This window comes from Klebsiella sp. C349492 (genome assembly GCF_042055345.1).
Classification (GTDB): Bacteria; Pseudomonadota; Gammaproteobacteria; order Enterobacterales; family Enterobacteriaceae; genus Klebsiella; species Klebsiella scottii.
Genome location: NZ_JANQCE010000001.1, coordinates 1,523,409 through 1,540,323, shown reverse-complemented (window position 1 = coordinate 1,540,323; position 16,915 = coordinate 1,523,409). Strand labels below are relative to the sequence as shown.

General features: G+C 52.5%; 19 protein-coding genes, 1 tRNA gene and 3 pseudogenes. 14 read left to right on the top strand and 9 right to left on the bottom strand.

The annotated features are described in order from the left end of the window. Positions 1 to 16 precede the first annotated feature (16 nt). Together NWP14_RS07290 and NWP14_RS07285 are read right to left on the bottom strand one after the other, a co-directional pair. Complete coding sequence (locus NWP14_RS07290; protein ID WP_375215061.1) at positions 17 to 796, bottom strand: SDR family oxidoreductase; 780 nt, start codon at positions 794 to 796, stop codon at positions 17 to 19. Next, positions 796 to 1,107, bottom strand: coding sequence for a nuclear transport factor 2 family protein (locus NWP14_RS07285; RefSeq protein WP_095096497.1), 312 nt, complete (start codon positions 1,105 to 1,107; stop codon positions 796 to 798). The genes NWP14_RS07290 and NWP14_RS07285 overlap by 1 nt, the downstream gene beginning before the upstream one ends. Positions 1,108 to 1,207: 100 nt before the next feature. Here NWP14_RS07285 and NWP14_RS07280 point away from each other — a divergent pair, with 100 nt between their 5' ends. Further along, on the top strand, positions 1,208 to 2,125 hold the full coding sequence (locus NWP14_RS07280; protein ID WP_375215060.1) for a LysR family transcriptional regulator: 918 nt from the start codon (positions 1,208 to 1,210) through the stop codon (positions 2,123 to 2,125). Between the two features lie 6 nt (positions 2,126 to 2,131). Here the strand turns inward: NWP14_RS07280 and purB are convergent, their stop codons facing one another. The 5 genes from purB to rluE all read right to left on the bottom strand — a co-directional run bounded on the left by purB (position 2,132) and on the right by rluE (position 6,613). Beyond that, complete coding sequence (purB, locus tag NWP14_RS07275; RefSeq protein WP_346431701.1) at positions 2,132 to 3,502, bottom strand: adenylosuccinate lyase; 1,371 nt, start codon at positions 3,500 to 3,502, stop codon at positions 2,132 to 2,134. A gap of 3 nt (positions 3,503 to 3,505) precedes the next feature. After that, positions 3,506 to 4,147, bottom strand: a complete 642-nt coding sequence (gene hflD / locus NWP14_RS07270) for a high frequency lysogenization protein HflD (RefSeq protein ID WP_041145013.1) — start codon at positions 4,145 to 4,147, stop codon at positions 3,506 to 3,508. Positions 4,148 to 4,205: 58 nt separating this feature from the next. After that, positions 4,206 to 5,312: a tRNA 2-thiouridine(34) synthase MnmA gene (gene mnmA, locus NWP14_RS07265; protein ID WP_143350133.1), complete on the bottom strand. Its 1,107-nt coding sequence runs from the start codon at positions 5,310 to 5,312 to the stop codon at positions 4,206 to 4,208. Positions 5,313 to 5,497: 185 nt separating this feature from the next. Continuing rightward, positions 5,498 to 5,944, bottom strand: a complete 447-nt coding sequence (locus tag NWP14_RS07260) for an NUDIX hydrolase (RefSeq protein WP_375215059.1) — start codon at positions 5,942 to 5,944, stop codon at positions 5,498 to 5,500. Between the two features lie 18 nt (positions 5,945 to 5,962). After that, entirely contained in the window at positions 5,963 to 6,613 is a 651-nt protein-coding gene (rluE, locus tag NWP14_RS07255) for a 23S rRNA pseudouridine(2457) synthase RluE (protein ID WP_331835509.1), read from the bottom strand. 233 nt (positions 6,614 to 6,846) lie between these two features. Here rluE and icd point away from each other — a divergent pair, with 233 nt between their 5' ends. Next, positions 6,847 to 8,097 carry an NADP-dependent isocitrate dehydrogenase gene (gene icd, locus NWP14_RS07250; protein WP_095096514.1) on the top strand — a complete coding sequence of 417 codons (1,251 nt, stop codon included), beginning with the start codon at positions 6,847 to 6,849 and terminating at the stop codon, positions 8,095 to 8,097. A 75-nt stretch (positions 8,098 to 8,172) separates the two neighbouring features. Here the strand turns inward: icd and NWP14_RS07245 are convergent. Then, positions 8,173 to 8,424, bottom strand: a pseudogene (locus NWP14_RS07245) (integrase); the annotation flags it as partial. Between NWP14_RS07245 and NWP14_RS07240 the strand changes: the two are divergent. From NWP14_RS07240 to NWP14_RS07230, 3 genes are all read left to right on the top strand, one after another. Continuing rightward, complete coding sequence (locus tag NWP14_RS07240) at positions 8,375 to 8,719, top strand: hypothetical protein (RefSeq protein ID WP_331835508.1); 345 nt, start codon at positions 8,375 to 8,377, stop codon at positions 8,717 to 8,719. The pseudogene NWP14_RS07245 and the gene NWP14_RS07240 sit on opposite strands and share 50 nt — an antisense overlap. Before the next feature lie 105 nt (positions 8,720 to 8,824). Next, positions 8,825 to 8,962: a hypothetical protein gene (locus NWP14_RS07235; protein WP_157349078.1), complete on the top strand. Its 138-nt coding sequence runs from the start codon at positions 8,825 to 8,827 to the stop codon at positions 8,960 to 8,962. A gap of 778 nt (positions 8,963 to 9,740) precedes the next feature. Further along, on the top strand, positions 9,741 to 10,013 hold the full coding sequence (locus NWP14_RS07230) for a hypothetical protein (protein ID WP_375215058.1): 273 nt from the start codon (positions 9,741 to 9,743) through the stop codon (positions 10,011 to 10,013). Between the two features lie 874 nt (positions 10,014 to 10,887). Here NWP14_RS07230 and NWP14_RS07225 read toward each other — a convergent pair. After that, a complete protein-coding gene (locus NWP14_RS07225) occupies positions 10,888 to 11,028 on the bottom strand; it encodes a hypothetical protein (RefSeq protein WP_157349080.1) in 141 nt (46 codons plus the stop codon). Positions 11,029 to 11,602: 574 nt separating this feature from the next. Here NWP14_RS07225 and NWP14_RS07220 point away from each other — a divergent pair. From NWP14_RS07220 to NWP14_RS07180, 9 genes and pseudogenes are all read left to right on the top strand, one after another. Beyond that, positions 11,603 to 11,770 (top strand): hypothetical protein, encoded by a 168-nt coding sequence (locus NWP14_RS07220; RefSeq protein WP_331835506.1) that lies wholly within the window; start codon positions 11,603 to 11,605, stop codon positions 11,768 to 11,770. A 144-nt stretch (positions 11,771 to 11,914) separates the two neighbouring features. Then, positions 11,915 to 12,226 carry a Ref family recombination enhancement nuclease gene (locus NWP14_RS07215; RefSeq protein ID WP_375215057.1) on the top strand — a complete coding sequence of 104 codons (312 nt, stop codon included), beginning with the start codon at positions 11,915 to 11,917 and terminating at the stop codon, positions 12,224 to 12,226. Between the two features lie 35 nt (positions 12,227 to 12,261). Continuing rightward, positions 12,262 to 12,564 carry a RusA family crossover junction endodeoxyribonuclease gene (locus NWP14_RS07210; RefSeq protein ID WP_095096538.1) on the top strand — a complete coding sequence of 101 codons (303 nt, stop codon included), beginning with the start codon at positions 12,262 to 12,264 and terminating at the stop codon, positions 12,562 to 12,564. A gap of 11 nt (positions 12,565 to 12,575) precedes the next feature. Further along, positions 12,576 to 12,920, top strand: a pseudogene (locus NWP14_RS07205) (antiterminator Q family protein). Positions 12,921 to 13,211: 291 nt separating this feature from the next. Further along, the gene (locus tag NWP14_RS07200; protein ID WP_375215056.1) at positions 13,212 to 13,856 is read left to right on the top strand and encodes a hypothetical protein; all 645 of its coding nucleotides are present in this window, start codon (positions 13,212 to 13,214) and stop codon (positions 13,854 to 13,856) included. A gap of 408 nt (positions 13,857 to 14,264) precedes the next feature. Further along, positions 14,265 to 14,345: transfer RNA gene (locus NWP14_RS07195), tRNA-His, on the top strand. Between the two features lie 1,126 nt (positions 14,346 to 15,471). Continuing rightward, positions 15,472 to 15,660, top strand: coding sequence for a phage holin (locus tag NWP14_RS07190; RefSeq protein WP_095096548.1), 189 nt, complete (start codon positions 15,472 to 15,474; stop codon positions 15,658 to 15,660). Positions 15,661 to 15,721: 61 nt separating this feature from the next. Beyond that, positions 15,722 to 16,255: pseudogene (locus NWP14_RS07185) on the top strand (lysozyme). Then, complete coding sequence (locus NWP14_RS07180) at positions 16,248 to 16,814, top strand: lysis system i-spanin subunit Rz (RefSeq protein ID WP_375215055.1); 567 nt, start codon at positions 16,248 to 16,250, stop codon at positions 16,812 to 16,814. The pseudogene NWP14_RS07185 and the gene NWP14_RS07180 overlap by 8 nt, the downstream one beginning before the upstream one ends. Positions 16,815 to 16,915: the final 101 nt, after the last annotated feature.

Genomic DNA, 16,915 nt, shown 5'->3' with positions numbered 1-16,915 from the left:
CATTCCCCGCGCGCGCTTATACGGTTGGGATGGTGCCGCCGTCAATAACGTACTCGGCGCCGGTTATGGCGCTGGCGCGGTCGGAGGCCAGAAAGGCGATCAGACTGGCTATCTCATCTGGCCGACACGGCCGGCCGAGCGGAATGCCGCCGAGGGCGTCCATAATGATCTTTTGTCCGCCGGCATAGTCGGTACCCGCCTGCGCCGCCAGCCGGTTGGCCAGGCCGACGGCGGCTTCAGTTTCAATCCAGCCGGGGGATACGCTAAGCACGCGCACGCCTGCCGGCGAGACCTCTTTGGACAGGCTTTTGCTGTACACCGATAGCGCGGCTTTGGCAGCGGCGTAGGCGGTGGTTGCTTCCGGCAGCGGCAGCGTCCGCTGAATGGACGAGACGTGGATGATCACCCCGGACTTCCTTTCGACCATCGCCGGCAGCAGCAGCCGATCCAGGCGCACCGCCGGAAACAGATTAAGCGCCAGCTCCCGCTGCCACTGCGCGTCGTCCAGCGCGGCAAACCCGCCCGCCGGCGCGGAAGAGCCCCCAAGCATATGCACGATAATATCAACACCCCCCAGCTGCTCCTGTACGCGCTTTGCCAGCAGGGCGCAGCCCGCTTCCTCGCTCAGATCGGCGGTGACAAAAAGCGCCTCGGCGGGGTCGGCGGGCGGATGGCGGGCGCAGGTTAGCACCCGCGCGCCGAGCTGGCTGAACAGCGCGACGGTGGCCGCGCCCGCGCCTTTGGTGCCGGAGGTGATCAGGACGTTTTTGCCGCTGAAGGTCAGAAAATCAGCCATTATTTAATCTCCAGACGGGCGATGCGCGCATCCGTCAGCTGGAAGCGGTAATCGAGCACCACCGGGCTGCCGGGGAAATTACCGCTCACCTTAGCGCGCACCGTAACGGTATCGTCACGGCTCAGCGCTTCAAAGGGTTCGGCAACGAACTGGTATTGCTCTCTGGCCGCGACCCGCCATGCCCGAATGGCCTGACGTCCGCGGTAGGTATGACCTTCATCGCGGACGACGGCGTCAGCGGTGAAGGCTTCGGCAATAGAATCCGCATCGTCGGCGGTGAAAAAAACCTGTACAGCTGCTGGCATATCCATCGATAAACTCCGGTAATTAAATGACCTGCTTACTGTAAGAACTCTTTATAATTTAAACAATTGGGCCCAACCGGGATGCCACAATGAAGGAATCGGGATAATGTCGCGTATTGCGCTTACGGATTTAGATGCTGTTATGGCGATTGCCCGCCGCGGAACGTTTCGGGCGGCGGCCATTGAGCTCGGGGTGTCAACCACCGCGCTGAGCCATGCCGTCGCCAAATTTGAGGCCAGCCTCGGCGTGCGGTTATTTAATCGGACCTCGCGCAGCGTGGCGTTGACCGACGCCGGGCAGCTGTTTATTGCGCGAATGGGCCCCTCGCTGCAGGGCGTTCACGACGCGCTTGAAGAGGTTCGTTCGCGGCGGAAGACCCCTTCGGGCGTGCTGCGGATAAACGCGCCGCCGTTTGCCGGGCGCGCGATTCTGACGCCGCTGGTGCTGGAGTTCCTGCGGCGCTATCCGGAGATGCACGTTGATCTGGTGACGGAAGGTCGGCTGATTGATATCGTCGCCGAGGGGTTTGATATCGGCGTTCGCGTCGCGCATTTGATCCCCAATGACATGATCGCGCTCTCCCTCGGGCAGCCGCAGCGCTATGCGGTGGTCGCATCTCCGGGCTATCTGATGAACCGCGAGGCGCCGCGCGAGCCTGCGGATCTGCAAAATCATCCGTGCATTCGGGTGCGGCTGCCCGACGGCTCTCTCTATCGCTGGCATCTGGAAAAGCAGGGGGAGGTGGTCCATCCGGAGGTCGATGGCCCGCTGACGCTGGATGAAGCTTCGCTGGCCCGCGCTGCGGTCCTTGAAAACGTCGGGATCGGTTTTTTTCTTGAGCAAAACGTGATTGACGATATTGCCGCCGGGCGGCTGGTTCGGCTGCTATCGGACTGGACGCCGCCGTTTCCGGGGCTGTGTCTTTACTATCCCGGAAGGCGCAATCCGTCTGCCGGGCTGGCCGCTTTTCTGGCGCTGGCGCGCGAGGTCGGAAAACCCTCTTCCCTTGCGGAAAGAGGGTAGCGGGGCTTACTTCAGCTCATCAACCATAGTGGCCGCGCGGCCGATGTAGTTGGCCGGCGTCATGGCCTTGAGGCGCACTTTTTCATCTTCCGGCAGCGGCAGGCTGTCGATGAACTGCTGCATGCCTTCGGCGTCCACGCGCTTGCCGCGGGTCAGCTCTTTCAGCTTTTCGTACGGCTTTTCGATTCCGTAGCGGCGCATCACGGTTTGAATCGGCTCGGCCAGCACTTCCCAGTTGTGATCCAGCTCATCGAGCAGGCGATCGCCGTTGAGCTCCAGCTTGCTGATGCCTTTCAGGGTGGACTGGTAGGCGATCAGAGAATAGCCGATACCCACCCCGAGGTTACGCAGGACGGTGGAGTCGGTCAGGTCGCGCTGCCAGCGGGAGACCGGCAGCTTGCTCGCCAGGTGCTGCATCATGGCGTTAGCCAGGCCGAGGTTGCCTTCGGAGTTTTCGAAGTCAATTGGGTTGACCTTGTGCGGCATGGTGGAAGAGCCGATTTCTCCGGCGATGGTTTTCTGCTTGAAGTGGTTGAGCGCGATGTAGCCCCACACGTCGCGATCGAAATCGATCAGGATGGTGTTGAAGCGCGCCATGCAGTCGAACAGCTCGGCAATATAGTCGTGCGGCTCGATCTGCGTGGTGTACGGGTTCCACTGAATACCCAGCGAGGTGACAAACTCTTCGCTGAACTGGTGCCAGTCAACTTCCGGATAGGCGACGATATGGGCATTGTAGTTGCCGACCGCGCCGTTAATTTTGCCGAGGATCTCGACCTGGTTCAGCTGACGATACTGACGCTCCATGCGGTAAGCGACGTTAGCCATCTCTTTACCCATGGTGGACGGCGTCGCCGGCTGGCCGTGAGTACGGGAGAGGAGCGGCACGTCGCGGTACTGCGTTGCGAGGTTTTTTACCGCGTCAATCATCTGGCGCCAGTAGGGCAGGACCACTTCGTCACGGGCGGTTTTCAGCATCAGCGCGTGGGACAGGTTGTTGATGTCCTCGGAGGTGCAGGCGAAGTGAATGAATTCGGAAACCGCGTGCAGCTCGGCAACGTCGGCCACTTTTTCCTTGAGGAAATACTCTACCGCTTTCACGTCGTGGTTAGTGGTGCGCTCGATGGTTTTGATACGCTGCGCGTCTTCTACGCTGAAATCGGCGACGATTTTATCAAGGAAACCGATTGCGTCGGCAGCAAAAGCAGGAACTTCCTTGATCGCTGCGTGCGCGGCTAGTTTTTGCAGCCAGCGTACTTCTACCTGAACACGGAACTTCAGCAAACCGAATTCGCTGAAGATACCGCGCAGCGCGCTGACTTTATCGCCGTAGCGTCCATCGACAGGGGAAACGGCGGTCAGTGAGGATAATTCCATAGATCACAACTCCGGGGTTAAATGAGCAAGAATTTGTTTTGCCTGGTTAACCAGACGATTACGAGAAAACATGAGCTGCAGACGTCCGCCGCCGACCTGGTTCCACAGCACCGCCGCGCGGATGCCGGCCAGCAGCGAGGCGCGAACTTTCGCCTGCACCTGCGGGCTTTGCAGCACGGCGGGAGAACCGGTGACCTGGATGCGCGGCCCCAGCGGGCTGATAACGTCTACGTAGATGCCCGCCATCGCGCTAAGCAGGGTTTCGGACTGCAGATCGAAATGTTCCAGCTGGCGGTGCAGGCCGGCGATACGGTTGCCGAGGGTATCCATCGCGCCTTTGCCTGCCGCAAGCTTACGTTCAAGCACCATCATGCTTAAGGTGTAACGGGTCAGTTCGGCGTTCAGCCCCTGACGGCTGCCGGTGTTGAGTACGCCGAGCAGGGTTTCAAGCCCGAGGCGAAGATTGGCTTCACTGCCACCGAACACCGCCAGCGTTGAATCCGGGTTGAGGTCGATGATGCTGTTCAGCGAGACGTGCAGGGCATCGCTATCGCAATGCCCCTGGTGCGCCAGCTGCTGAACCAGACGGGCTGCCTGGCAAACGCCAGCCAGCGCCAGCGTGATGTCATAGTAATTCTTCGCCACACGTACTCCTTGTAAGCCGCCGGTAGCCGGTTCAGCTATCGGCGGTAAAAACTGTCTGTCAGGCCTGCAGCGGCAGGCGCTGTTCGATAATGCCGCCGCCGAGGCACACTTCGCCGCTGTAGAAGACCGCCGACTGGCCCGGCGTTACCGCCGCAACCGGCTCATCAAAGATGACTTCGATGCGGTCGTCGTCCAGCGCCTTGACGGTGCAGGGGATATCGGTCTGGCGATAGCGGGTTTTCACCGTACAGCGCAGCGTGCCTTTCACCGGCTCGCGATCGACCCAGTGCAGCTGCTGGGCAATCAGCCCCACCGACATCAGGCGCGGGTGATCGTGACCCTGAGCGACCACCAGAATATTTTTTTCGACGTCTTTATCGACGACGTACCACGGATCTTCGCTGCCCTCTTTGGTCCCGCCGATGCCGAGGCCCTTGCGCTGACCGAGGGTATGGTACATCAGCCCCTGATGCTCGCCGATCTCTTCGCCGTCCACTGTGAGGATTTTACCCGGCTGGGCGGGCAGGTAGCGGCCAAGGAATTCGCGGAACTTGCGTTCGCCGATAAAGCAGATGCCGGTCGAGTCTTTTTTCTTCGCGGTGATGAGGTCCAGCTCTTCGGCGATTTTGCGTACCTGCGGCTTTTCCAGTTCGCCCACCGGGAACAGGCTCTGGGCAATCTGTTCGTGGCCGAGGGTGTAGAGGAAGTAGCTCTGGTCTTTGTTACCGTCGAGCCCGCGCAGCAGCTGGCTTTTACCGTTAACGTCGGCGCGGCGCACGTAGTGGCCGGTGGCGATATAGTCGGCCCCAAGATCTTCCGCCGCGAACTCGAGGAAGGCTTTAAATTTGATCTCTTTATTGCACAGAATATCCGGGTTCGGCGTGCGTCCGGCTTTATATTCAGCCAGGAACAGTTCAAACACGTTGTCCCAGTATTCGGCGGCAAAGTTTACGGTGTGAAGCTCAATTCCGAGCTTATCGCAGACGGCCTGAGCGTCGGCGAGGTCGGCGGCGGCTGTGCAGTATTCCTCACCATCGTCTTCTTCCCAGTTCTTCATGAACAGGCCTTCGACCTTGTAGCCTTGCTGGATCAGCAGCCAGGCGGAAACCGAGGAGTCGACGCCGCCGGACATGCCGACGATCACTTTTTTTGGATTTTCTGACATTGGAATACTCACCACATTGAACTTCAAGGCGGCATATTCTAGCACGCAGTCGCGCCTCAGGCACCCCCTCAAGGGGGCATAGTTTGCGTGCCGCTGCGCTGACCGGCCTTATCTCCGCAGGGGTAGCGCGCGTGCGCGACAAATGCGCCGCTGCGTCCCGGGAGCGCCGGCTCCGGTTTTGCGTGTTAAAACGGCCAGTTAAAGGCCCCGATCAGCGACAGCGGGTGGCGCGGATCGTGCTGATAGCTGCGGATACTTTCCGCTACCAGCTGCGAGCGCAGGTTGGGCGCATTGAGAATTTCCTCGGCGCTGAGCCACAGGCAGCGGTCGATATCGCTATCGTGCGGCTCGGTAGCGCACGTATCGTCAAGTTCGATGGCGAACAGAAAGCGCAAAAACGGCGTGCTGTCCGGCGCGATCCACTGATGCATGCGGATAAAGTGCTGCGGAGTGGCGCGGATCCCGGTCTCCTCCCACAGCTCGCGCTCGGCCGCCTGCACCAGGGTTTCATCTGCTTCAAGATGACCGGCCGGCTGGTTCCACAGCGCCTTGCCGTTGATGGTCTCTTCGACCAGCAGAAATTTGTCTTTAGCGTGCACGATGCAGGCTACGGTGACGTGCGGTTTAAACATATTCCACTCCTGGGATGATTATTCGACCTGGCGCCACTGGCCGTTGCTCAGGCCGTCGAGAGTATAGCCGCCCATAGCGTAGCGAATCAGGCGCAGCGTAGGATAGCCCACGTGCGCGGTCATGCGGCGTACCTGGCGGTTGCGGCCTTCATAGAGGGTGATTTTCAGCCAGCTGGTGGGGATCGCCTTGCGTTCACGGATCGGGGGAGTGCGCGGCCACAGCCACTCAGGTTCCGCGACCCGTTCAATTTCTGCAGGCAGGGTGGGGCCGTCGTTGAGCGTAATGCCGTTGCGCAGCGCCTCCAGCGCCTCCGAAGTCGGCTCGCCTTCAACCTGAACGTAGTAAATTTTACCGGTGCGTTTGCCCGGCTGCGTGAGCCGCGCCTGGAGCGCGCCGTCGTTAGTTAACACCAGCAGCCCTTCGCTATCGCGGTCAAGCCGGCCCGCGGCGTAGACATCGGACTGCGGAATAAAATCTTTTAGCGTGCTGCGCCCGGCTTCGTCGGTAAACTGTGGCAACACATCGTAGGGTTTATTGAACAAGATCACGCGGGTTGGTTGGCGTTCTTTGCGTTGTCTGGTGACTTGTTGTGAGCTGAATCGCTCAACGCGATGTTTTCTAAATGAAGTTTTCTGCATGGTATTTTCAGGCCCCGTCAATTGCCGCATTATAGCCTAATTACGAATGCCTTTCATGGACGCAAACATTCAGGTAGTATCGACAGGCTCATCACAATTTTTTAACAAAAATATTGCTCAAACTGATTCGCGCTACCAGAAGGCGGCACGGACGCGGATCTCCGGTTAGCGGGATCACCCGGTAGCGGAGTGGGCGGATAAAGCCAACGCTCGGTTAGTGTGAAAAGGAAGAGCAGAACCAGAAGCGCTCGAAGGAGAGGTTAATGGAAAGCAAAGTAGTAGTTCCGGCGGAAGGTCAAAAAATCACCCTGCAAGATGGCAAGCTGAACGTCCCTAATAACCCGATTATCCCGTTTATCGAGGGTGATGGTATCGGTGTTGACGTGACCCCAGCGATGCTGAAAGTGGTGGATGCCGCCGTTGAGAAAGCCTATAAAGGCGAGCGTAAAATTTCCTGGATGGAAGTTTACACCGGCGAAAAATCGACCCAGGTTTATGGCCAGGACGTCTGGCTGCCTGCCGAAACTCTTGATCTGATTCGTGATTATCGTGTTGCTATCAAAGGCCCTCTGACGACGCCAGTTGGCGGCGGTATTCGTTCTCTGAACGTTGCCCTGCGCCAGGAGCTGGATCTTTACGTCTGCCTGCGTCCGGTGCGCTACTACCAGGGTACACCGAGCCCGGTTAAACATCCTGAACTGACCGATATGGTTATCTTCCGTGAAAACTCAGAAGATATCTATGCGGGCATCGAATGGAAAGCTGACTCCGCTGAAGCCGAGAAAGTTATCAAATTCCTGCGTGATGAGATGGGCGTGAAGAAAATTCGCTTCCCGGAACATTGCGGCATCGGCATTAAGCCGTGCTCCGAAGAAGGCACCAAACGCCTGGTTCGTGCTGCTATCGAATATGTCATCACCAATGACCGTGATTCGCTGACGCTGGTACACAAAGGCAACATCATGAAGTTCACCGAAGGCGCCTTTAAAGACTGGGGCTACGAGCTGATTCGCGAAGAATTCGGCGGCGAACTGATTGACGGCGGCCCGTGGCAGAAGGTCAAAAACCCGAACACCGGTAAAGAGATCATCATCAAAGACGTTATCGCTGACGCCTTCCTGCAGCAGATCCTGCTGCGTCCGGCCGAGTATGACGTTATTGCCTGTATGAACCTGAACGGCGACTACATCTCTGACGCCCTGGCGGCGCAGGTCGGCGGCATCGGTATTGCTCCGGGCGCTAACATCGGTGACGAGTGCGCGCTGTTCGAAGCGACTCACGGTACTGCACCGAAATATGCCGGCCAGGACAAAGTGAACCCAGGTTCCATTATCCTGTCCGCTGAGATGATGCTGCGCCACCTGCAGTGGTTCGAAGCCGCAGACCTGATCGTTAAAGGCACCGAAGGCGCTATCGCCGCTAAGACCGTGACCTATGACTTTGAACGTCTGATGGAAGGCGCTAAACTGCTGAAATGTAGCGAGTTTGGCGACGCGATTATCGCGAACATGTAATCCAGCCTCTGGGTTAGACAAAAACGGGAGCCAATGAGCTCCCGTTTTTATATGTCACGAAATTCTTCTGCAAAAGGTTTTATCTGCTACCGGGTTACCTCGTTTTGCTTGCGAGGTTGTATGGTGGTGGTGAATAACAAACTTACTCAGGATCCTATCCCTGCAACGAGAGATTACATCTTCAAGAGTTAACCCTCTAGCATCACACCGAAGAGACAGCGGAATTGCCAGTTTAGATCCGGTTTTTGATTGCTGAACATGGAGGTATCCATCCCAGATGTCGCTGAATTGCATCCTGGCTATATCTTCCAACCTTTGGCCGGTTAAGCGCGATGCCCGCGGGATGGTTTCGACACTTCGGTTTTTTGAAAAGCAGGGGCGTATTCAAAAAAATGAGACTGGCAGAAAAGTGACGTGGTCACTTCCTGTTGTGCTGCCGATTACTGAACCTGAAGAACCGACGGACCATCCCGAACTGCCTGTGGGTGAAACTCCGGCGCAGCAGAAAACCATAGACCTCGCGAAGTCCGAAAAGGTCGGGGTAGAGGTTCCTCTCATTGCGTTGCCTCAACCTGTTGCAGAGTCAGAGCCAGAGCTACAACCGGCTGAGTCTGTGCAATAAACGGCCGAATCTGCGCAACATGAAGCGCCAGAGCAGGCTGTAGCGGCGGTAGTAGGATCCATTCCGTCGTTTACCAGCCAGGAAGAAACCAGTGCATTTTCTGAGATGCTGACAGCGGTAAATCGTGAGATCCGCCGTACGCGTGAAAAGTCTGAACGCCTCGCCGAACTCAGGGAAGGGATCCGCCATGTTCGTAAGCACGAGAATTTGCTTCAGGAGGTGATGGCGTGGCAGGACTGGTAAAACCATCCAGATGCCCGGTGTGTCACTGGGCATCGGAATCTCGCTGGAAAAACAATACATTTGGTGCCTGTTTCGGTTCGCTGAGATGTCCGAACGGGCACTATGAAGTCCGTATAACGTACATGGCTGGTGCAGAAAGCAAGGCCCGAAAAAAGTTAACAGAACAGTGGAATGCCGAGATTAGAGGACGATCAATGGTTTTCTCGGAACAGTAAGATTCCATCTGGAACAGGGCAGGTTTTCGAGTTACCACATGTTAAAACTGGCCTGGGGTGGGCCAGATTCTTACCAGAAAGCATGATTCATGCTAACCGAATTATTTTTTCCTCGCTGGTAAATTTTTTTACGATTATCCTGTACATAGGAATACATACAGTATGCTGAAATACCAACAAGTATTAGTGCGGCAATAATCAAAAAAAATACAAAACTTATCCTCCGGTAAATAAAGTATCTCAGCAATCATAGCGCTGCGGAGGTAAGATATTATAGGTACAGCTAGGTAAATGCTGGATAAACGTTATGGTTGATTCCTGTGCCCTGGTTATTGGTTTTAACAGTAAAGTTGGATACCTGTAACTTCATATGGCTGGGAGGGCAATCTATAGAAAAGCCGTTCCAGGCGAAATGCTACGTTGTCGCTTAACGCCCATCACTACGAAATTCCGGTACTATAGACGAAAACTTACTATCACTTAGTAGACGTTTTGTTGAAGAAAGATGATATAGAATCGCGGGTCGCTGCCGTCATCAATCTTTATATTGGGAGACTATGCGTATGGCTATCGAGACGCTGCACAGACTGATTATCACATTTGACATTAAAAAAGAAGACATGCATGGTGAGATTGACGCAATAGATAAGATTGGCAGCTTTGTTTTTGATATATCTGAACGACTCAGACTTGATGACTGCTTCGTTAATTATGGGGGCGCTGCGCATCTCCCATATTGCATGTTAGAACATAGTGAAAGAGCTTGTCTGGAAAAGGCAGAGTGTGAAATTCAAGCTTATATAGGGCATTTTATAAGACACAAAACTGAAATCTGAACCAGTGGGTTTAAATACATTCGCCAGAGAACGATCAGAACAACAAAATTCATGCTCTGTACCGATTGTTGGATGCCATTAACACGCCCGATCTCAAAACATCTGGGTTGAAGTTCAGCAAGCTTTCGTTATTTCCGGATGGTTATATGATGGTTCTCAAGGATCCTAAGGTAGAAATGTAGATAGCAGGCCTTAGCGCCGCCAGTGTATCAGTGCAACTCCCTGCGAATGTCTGGCATCCATTGTTATAATGCCATGTGAGCATCTGTTCCCTCAGACCTGACTCAGTTATATCTTTTTTACAAGTGGATACCAACATTCAACGAATTAGACAAAGCAGGTATTGATGTAACGACAGCCCGTCTTTACAAAGATAAACAAAGGTTGAAATAAATTCTCTTCTGGCGATGCTAATATCAATTCAGCATTGAAGGATAAGCTACGGAATAGTTAGGCAATATCTACCTGGAGAGTTTTATGGAAAAATCTACTCGAAAATCCCTTTGTACCAAACGATGGTCACGGAGACCTGAATCACAGGACCTTCAAAAAGACCAACTTGATAAGCTCTGGACAAGGCGAAAAGACGGTAATTGTAGTAAAAATGCATGGAAAAGGAGCGGGAGCGATGCGACAGGAGATACGGGGAAAAGTGTAACCTCAGAGCCTTGCCTTTTGGATTGAATGCATAAGATGATGACTTAGTCTGTGGAGGCTGAGGTAGTACGCTCAACTATAGAGAGCCACCAAGGCACTAAGAGTAGGTAGTCGTGTTATTGTTTTTATATTAGTAGAATGTGGCTGTTGGTGTATCAATAGCCACATATTTTCAGAAAAGCAAAAGAATAGTGGCTTTACTGAGCCCATACTGTGATTATTTGCGCTTTCTCGCCTTTTGACGCAACTTTTCTTTGACTTGTTGCAGAAAGGGTTCAAGCATGAATTTTAATGGTTTGGTGTCAGACTCATCAACTGAGTTCTTTTGTAAGTGAATGATTTTCTGTTTTTTTGTCATATGCCATTCCCTTTTGTTGAGCAATTCTACCCGGTAGTTGTATATGAAACATGTATTGCTTGGAAATCCCAAAGCTCGTTTGTCGTGGTATTAGTTAGCCTCAGGCAGCAATGAAAATAATGAACCTGTATTGAAACTAAGCGTTCATTACCAATGTACCGTCATTCAATTTTAACATTAAATGGTTTTTGTACTGTAATCTATGGTTGTTGATTGTTAGTTTATTTTTGTTGTGAATATGATGCAGATAAATTATTAGGTGTCAATATTTAGATTTCGTTAGTGCCCTGAGAATACTAAATCGTTGCGTTTTGGTCATGCCTTTAACATCATTATGTATGGACGGATAGTATGCCGTGGAAAATGAGGGTTTGTTCCTTTCTAAACGATCGTCAAATGAAACTTAATTAGAATTCGTATTTCAGTTATTCTTTGCTTACATCATTGTATTACCAGTTGATGCGTTCAGCACATTGTGAACTGTTATCTCACAAATATAATCCGCCACGATAAGCCGCGTGCAGGGAAGGGAGGGACAGGGCCTGTAACGGCAATACTTTATGTTGGAAGTTATATGAATATCGAAGAACTGCTTCAGTTTATTACTATCGTTGGTCGCTATGAAGTCATTACTAGTTTGGATGGTACGTATGCGGTGATACCGATCCCAGCAGAGGCAATTCTTATTACCAAGGAATCACACCAACAACTTTCGACGCACTTTAAGCCTGACGAGTTGTGACGTATACTAACCTCGTCAGCCTGAACACCAGATAACCTGTCGCACCATCACGGAGATAACAGTGGTGGCGCATCAAAAACAGAACTTCTTCCCACACCGCACATCCTGTCGCGGTGTATTTGTCTTTTCTGCTGGTGGCTCGGCATGACTAAGGCAGAACGCATATATCTTTCACGAGTGTCTGCACTGGGCTGCATAGTGTGCCGTAACCTCTGTCTGGGGGATACGCCGGCGGAGATTCATCATATCCGGACTGGGCAGGGCACCAGCCAGCGGGCCGATCACTATAAAACAATCCCACTTTGCCACATCCACCATCGCACCGGTGGTTACGCTGTGGCTTTCCATGCTGGCCGCCGTATCTGGGAGTCTAAGTTCGGTACTGAAGCGGAGCTATTGCTGCAGGTTCACAATGAGCTGGGGGGCCTGAATTATTTCGTAACCGGCCCCGGGTAGCTCAATACCTTGTCACCCCATTGGGCAAACCTCGGATGACCCAGTCGGACAGGTGGAAAGAACGTCCACCTGTTGTCCGGTACCGGCATTATTGTGATGACGTTCGTCTCCATGAGATCCGGGTACCGGAGGCGGGCGCCCATATCACTTTCGTTCTGCCGATGCCGAAAAGCTGGAGCAAAAAGAAACGAGCTGAGATGGATGGTCAACCGCACCAGCAAAAACCGGACATCGACAACCTCACTAAAGCTCTGCTGGATGCGTTGTTCGAGGACGATGCACACATATGGGATGTTCGAACATCGAAGCGCTGGGGTGAAATCGGGATGAGAGACTGAAGGGGAACATAATGCGTGATATTCAACAGGTGCTGGAACGCTGGGGGGCTGGGCGTCAAACGAAGGCTCCCAGGTAGATTGGTCACCGATTGATGCTGGGTTTAAAGGTCTGCTCCAGAAAGAGGGCAAATCGCGGCCATCATGCTGTGACGACGACGGTAGGTATGTTGAGAAAGACAGGACGCAATAATGAACTTGAGTTGATTATGCTTCACTACATGCACGGTGTATCCAAGTCCACAATTTCCCGCTGGAAGAAATGTTCTGAAGGAAAAATTAGGCAAAGACTGATGATAGCGGAGACGTTTATTGCCGCCTGCATCATCATGTCGGGGGCAAAGCTTGAGATCACGTAGCTGGATAATGAAAGTTGCATAAAAAGCTATTCGTAACGAATTATACTCGCTATTGTGCTAAGAGTAATGACTTCGACTTAACCCTTAACAGTTCTGGAATATCTATAGTCCAATGGATAAATCATTGAAACTGTTTGTGACAATAATGTTGCATTGTGATTCCATTTGTCGTTTAACTGTTATTAAAGAAGGTGAGAAGGTTTGTAATGATTCTTAATGAATATAAAGTTGCGAGAGGTTCTGTTTAGAAATTATGAGCTATCCTGATATTTTTTATTTGGATGGCTTTTTATGTCTAGAAAAAATACTGGCAGATATTATGTTGTTATTCAATCTTTCTTTATCGTTGTTGCGGTTGCGTTCCTTTTTGTTGTCGGAATGTTACTTGTCAATGAGTTTTCATCGGAAAACGACTTCATTCATCATAAGATAAATAACATCATCAAACATGTAGACAGTGGCTTTGAAAACGATGAGCTTCTTAAAGTCTTTCATGATCTCAGTAATGAATGTGACGATCACTCAACAATAAATGTAGATTCGATTCCAGAAAATGAGTTGAACGAGTTGTATCAGTTTCTAACGCAAAATTATGCGCATATAAAACTTGATGCGAAACGTCAGTCCGAGAGCGATTTGGTTGTCTGTGCTATATCTGCAGCGGAAAATATTGGTGTTCCTGCTGATATGCTTACGGAATTTATTGGTTACACGCTTACGACAGCATCTCAGTCCAATCAACATTTTGAACCTGATGCCTTTCTTGTTTATGCCGCAGAGAATTTTGTGAACACTCATAATGAGTATGGGGTGGAAGGGTATGATTTCTCAATGATTTACAACTCATTGGATGTTATTTTTGAGTTTATGGTTTACCTTCTTCTGGTTACATTTCTGTTTCTACTGATGCGAATAGAAAGGAATACAAGGAAGTGAATAAGTTATTTAAGATAGGTTTGGTTTTATCACGTTAATATCATTGGCGTTGTGGTGATGTTCATCTTCGGGTGAGGCGTAATCAGTCAGTCGACGGTAAAGTTAAAAACAGTTGGTAGCAATCTCGCGGGTTAGGTGACTGATCTAGAACCACCAGTTATTCTGGCTCAACAACACATTTACGTTATTTAGCGGTCGATGATCTTTGAAAGCTTAACTAATCATGGTTGCTGACCAAAGGTTTACATAAGAGGCTCTCAGTACCACGCCTCTATTTGAGCCCATGCTTATGCGTGGGCTTTTTCATTTGTTCTGTCAGAAAGTTAATCACTCTGTGTTTGTCGTATTTAGGTGTACAAAATACAGGGTTGAATGCGAGTATTCATGACGATATCCTTATCTTCTATTCCGCCATTAGCTCAGCCAGGCAAGAGCATTGCTTTGTGACAGGAAGTAGGGGCCGGGGTTCGAGGCCCCGATGGCGGACCAGTCTATCTAATCTTCGCCATTTCTCTCTGATAGTCCGGATACCTGATGATAATCTGGCGTCCGTATTTGCTTCTTGCGATATACATGAGGAAGCCTGTCGTTTCATCATGGCACACATGAAGTGTCCAGCCCCTTTCAGCCAGACATAACTCAATTGCTGCACATTGATGCATTATCAGGGTGTTACGGAAGATTTCCCACGGGAAATGAATGGACTGTGATTCGGTTAGCAACGTATACCGGGCTGAATACCGGCTTAGCTGTTTCCTCAGACTGTACATGGCATCCTCGCCGAAAAAAAGCCCATAGTGGGAACTGTGGGGCAGCAAATTATGCAATAAAGCATTAAGGGGCCGGAATGTCTGTCTACCGGATACGAAGATGATAGTTATTCTCATTTAGTATGTAAACAACCCTTCGAAACATAGTGATATGTTGTTTGGGAATTATTTATTCACGACGGGGTATTTTCTTCTGCGTTGTGGTGAATCCCCCTAAGCGGAGGGGCGAAAACAGCAGCCATAGCCGCTAGTTTATGGATACTCACTACTCGCGAGCCACGGAGGCTGTCCAAATGCTCACCGGGAGGCACCCGGCACCACAATATTGCACGATACCTTTCAAAGGCTCACTTCGGTGGGCCTTTTTCTTTTTCAGGCCCGCGGGTATCAATATCCGGTCGCTTTGTTGTCAATCCAGCCCGACGGGCTGAACCACTTTCCCGGTTTAATCCATGAATAAAAAATACCTGTATATCGCGGGCGGCATTGTCGTTGCCGCGTTGCTGCTGCACGCCTGTCGTGACGATAACGAATACACCGCGGGCACGCCGGCATCTCGCTGGTGGTTCTGTCTCAGCCGCAGGCACAGCAGTCGGTCATCGTTCAGAGCCAGACACCGTCGGTGGTGGTGCATGACCATGACAGTGGTTTTCTCAGCGGTATGCTGATGGGCCACCTGATGAGCGGTGGCGGCCACAACTACCACAGCCACACAACTGTGGTACATCACTACAGACGCCACGCTATACCGGACCAAAAAGCTATTACGGCTCTCGCTCCCGGACGGTCACCCATTCCCGTACCACCTACCGCCGTTACGGTCGCCGTCGTTAAGGGAGCAGTCAATGAACACGCATCACGTGACGACCGCCACCTCCTATGGCGTGGCCATCGGTTCTTTTGTCACCGGGCTGCTGAATTACTTCACTCCGGAAGAGTGGAGTGCTGTCGGTGTACTGGGCGGAATTATTGTGGCGGTAGTGATATCAGTGATTAACGCTCATTTCCGCAATCTTGACAGCAGGGCTTACTGAGAGCATCTGGCCCGGCAGCAGAAAGACGCGCTACCACCAGAACAGGGCCGGGGACAGGATGATGGCAAGAGCCTCTAAGGGTCATATCGGCGTTGCCGTCGTCGCCTGCTCGGTGACGTTGATTATCAATATTGTGTTGTCACACGGCACACTGCGGACCAACCGGGAAGGGCTGGAGCTGATCGGCAACGCTGAAGGCTGCCGCCGTGACCCGTACACCTGCCCGGCAGGCATCATTACCGACGGTATCGGGAACATGCACAACGTGAAGCCGGGCGCCCCGAAGACCGACCAGCAAATCGCCCGGGACTGGGAAAAGAACATCGGTGCTGCTAAATGGTGCGTAAATGAGTATGTCGACGGCAAATCGCTGACGGATGACACCTTCTCGGCAGTGATGTCCATCACATTCAATGTGGGATGCCCGACGATGCGCCGTTCGATGCTGTTTGCGCTGCTGAGCAAAGGTCAGGTGATGCAGGCCTGTAATTAGTTCACCCGCTGGATTTACGGTGGTGGTGTGGTGTTACCCGGTCTGGTGGAACGCCGTGGCAAAGAGAAAACGCTGTGCCTGAAGGGGCTAAGGAATGAATAAATATCTTATTGCCGCGCTCGCCGCTGCCGTTCTTTCACTGGGCTGGGTAGTTGACCACTACCACGGCAAGGCAGTCGGCTGGCGTGCCATGGCACACAGGGCACAGAAAGCCGTTAACAGTCTGGCTGCCACCATCACCGATATGCAGGTACGCCAGGAACAACTGGCACAGCTCGACCGAAAACACACACAGGAATTAGCTGATGCGTATCACGATATCGATGTTTTGCAGCGCGATGTTGACGTTGGCCGTCAGCAGTTGCAGCTCCACGCCACCTGTCCAGCCCTGCCAGCGGGTACCCGTTGTGGGGCGGCAGGAGATAACCAGAGTCTGGAACGCACCCTGATTATGATCGCTCACTGGATGCGTCAGGGGCAGCGGGTGACGTTTACCGAATATGCCAGCCAGTGGACTGAGGCACAGAAACACAGGAAAGACGGTAACCAGTCAACGCCTGAGATGGCGGAGGCCTGGCCTTTTCGTGGGAAACGCTGTATCAGCCCCGGCGGCTCCGATTACTTTGCGCAAGGAGTCCGGGGGGGAACGTGTCGACGATGAGACAGAAATAAGGCATGCGGTAACGGATTACTGGCCAATTATCCGGCGTTTAACGGTGATGGTCTGGAGTTGCATAACCGGGGAAGTACGTGGGTTCACCC

Bases quoted from the DNA above. Each gene is read 5' to 3' on its own strand.
- icd (WP_095096514.1), top strand. From the start codon at position 6,847: ATGGAAAGCAAAGTAGTAGTTCCGGCGGAAGGTCAAAAAATCACCCTG.
- NWP14_RS07240 (WP_331835508.1), top strand. From the start codon at position 8,375: ATGTCGCTGAATTGCATCCTGGCTATATCTTCCAACCTTTGGCCGGTT.
- rluE (WP_331835509.1), bottom strand. From the start codon at position 6,613: ATGCGGCAATTGACGGGGCCTGAAAATACCATGCAGAAAACTTCATTT.
- NWP14_RS07220 (WP_331835506.1), top strand. From the start codon at position 11,603: ATGAATATCGAAGAACTGCTTCAGTTTATTACTATCGTTGGTCGCTAT.
- mnmA (WP_143350133.1), bottom strand. From the start codon at position 5,312: ATGTCAGAAAATCCAAAAAAAGTGATCGTCGGCATGTCCGGCGGCGTC.
- NWP14_RS07260 (WP_375215059.1), bottom strand. From the start codon at position 5,944: ATGTTTAAACCGCACGTCACCGTAGCCTGCATCGTGCACGCTAAAGAC.
- NWP14_RS07210 (WP_095096538.1), top strand. From the start codon at position 12,262: ATGACCCAGTCGGACAGGTGGAAAGAACGTCCACCTGTTGTCCGGTAC.
- NWP14_RS07190 (WP_095096548.1), top strand. From the start codon at position 15,472: ATGAACACGCATCACGTGACGACCGCCACCTCCTATGGCGTGGCCATC.
- NWP14_RS07230 (WP_375215058.1), top strand. From the start codon at position 9,741: ATGGCTATCGAGACGCTGCACAGACTGATTATCACATTTGACATTAAA.
- NWP14_RS07180 (WP_375215055.1), top strand. From the start codon at position 16,248: ATGAATAAATATCTTATTGCCGCGCTCGCCGCTGCCGTTCTTTCACTG.
- purB (WP_346431701.1), bottom strand. From the start codon at position 3,502: ATGGAATTATCCTCACTGACCGCCGTTTCCCCTGTCGATGGACGCTAC.
- NWP14_RS07285 (WP_095096497.1), bottom strand. From the start codon at position 1,107: ATGGATATGCCAGCAGCTGTACAGGTTTTTTTCACCGCCGACGATGCG.
- NWP14_RS07215 (WP_375215057.1), top strand. From the start codon at position 11,915: ATGACTAAGGCAGAACGCATATATCTTTCACGAGTGTCTGCACTGGGC.
- NWP14_RS07225 (WP_157349080.1), bottom strand. From the start codon at position 11,028: ATGACAAAAAAACAGAAAATCATTCACTTACAAAAGAACTCAGTTGAT.
- NWP14_RS07200 (WP_375215056.1), top strand. From the start codon at position 13,212: ATGTCTAGAAAAAATACTGGCAGATATTATGTTGTTATTCAATCTTTC.
- NWP14_RS07290 (WP_375215061.1), bottom strand. From the start codon at position 796: ATGGCTGATTTTCTGACCTTCAGCGGCAAAAACGTCCTGATCACCTCC.
- NWP14_RS07280 (WP_375215060.1), top strand. From the start codon at position 1,208: ATGTCGCGTATTGCGCTTACGGATTTAGATGCTGTTATGGCGATTGCC.
- NWP14_RS07235 (WP_157349078.1), top strand. From the start codon at position 8,825: ATGCTGACAGCGGTAAATCGTGAGATCCGCCGTACGCGTGAAAAGTCT.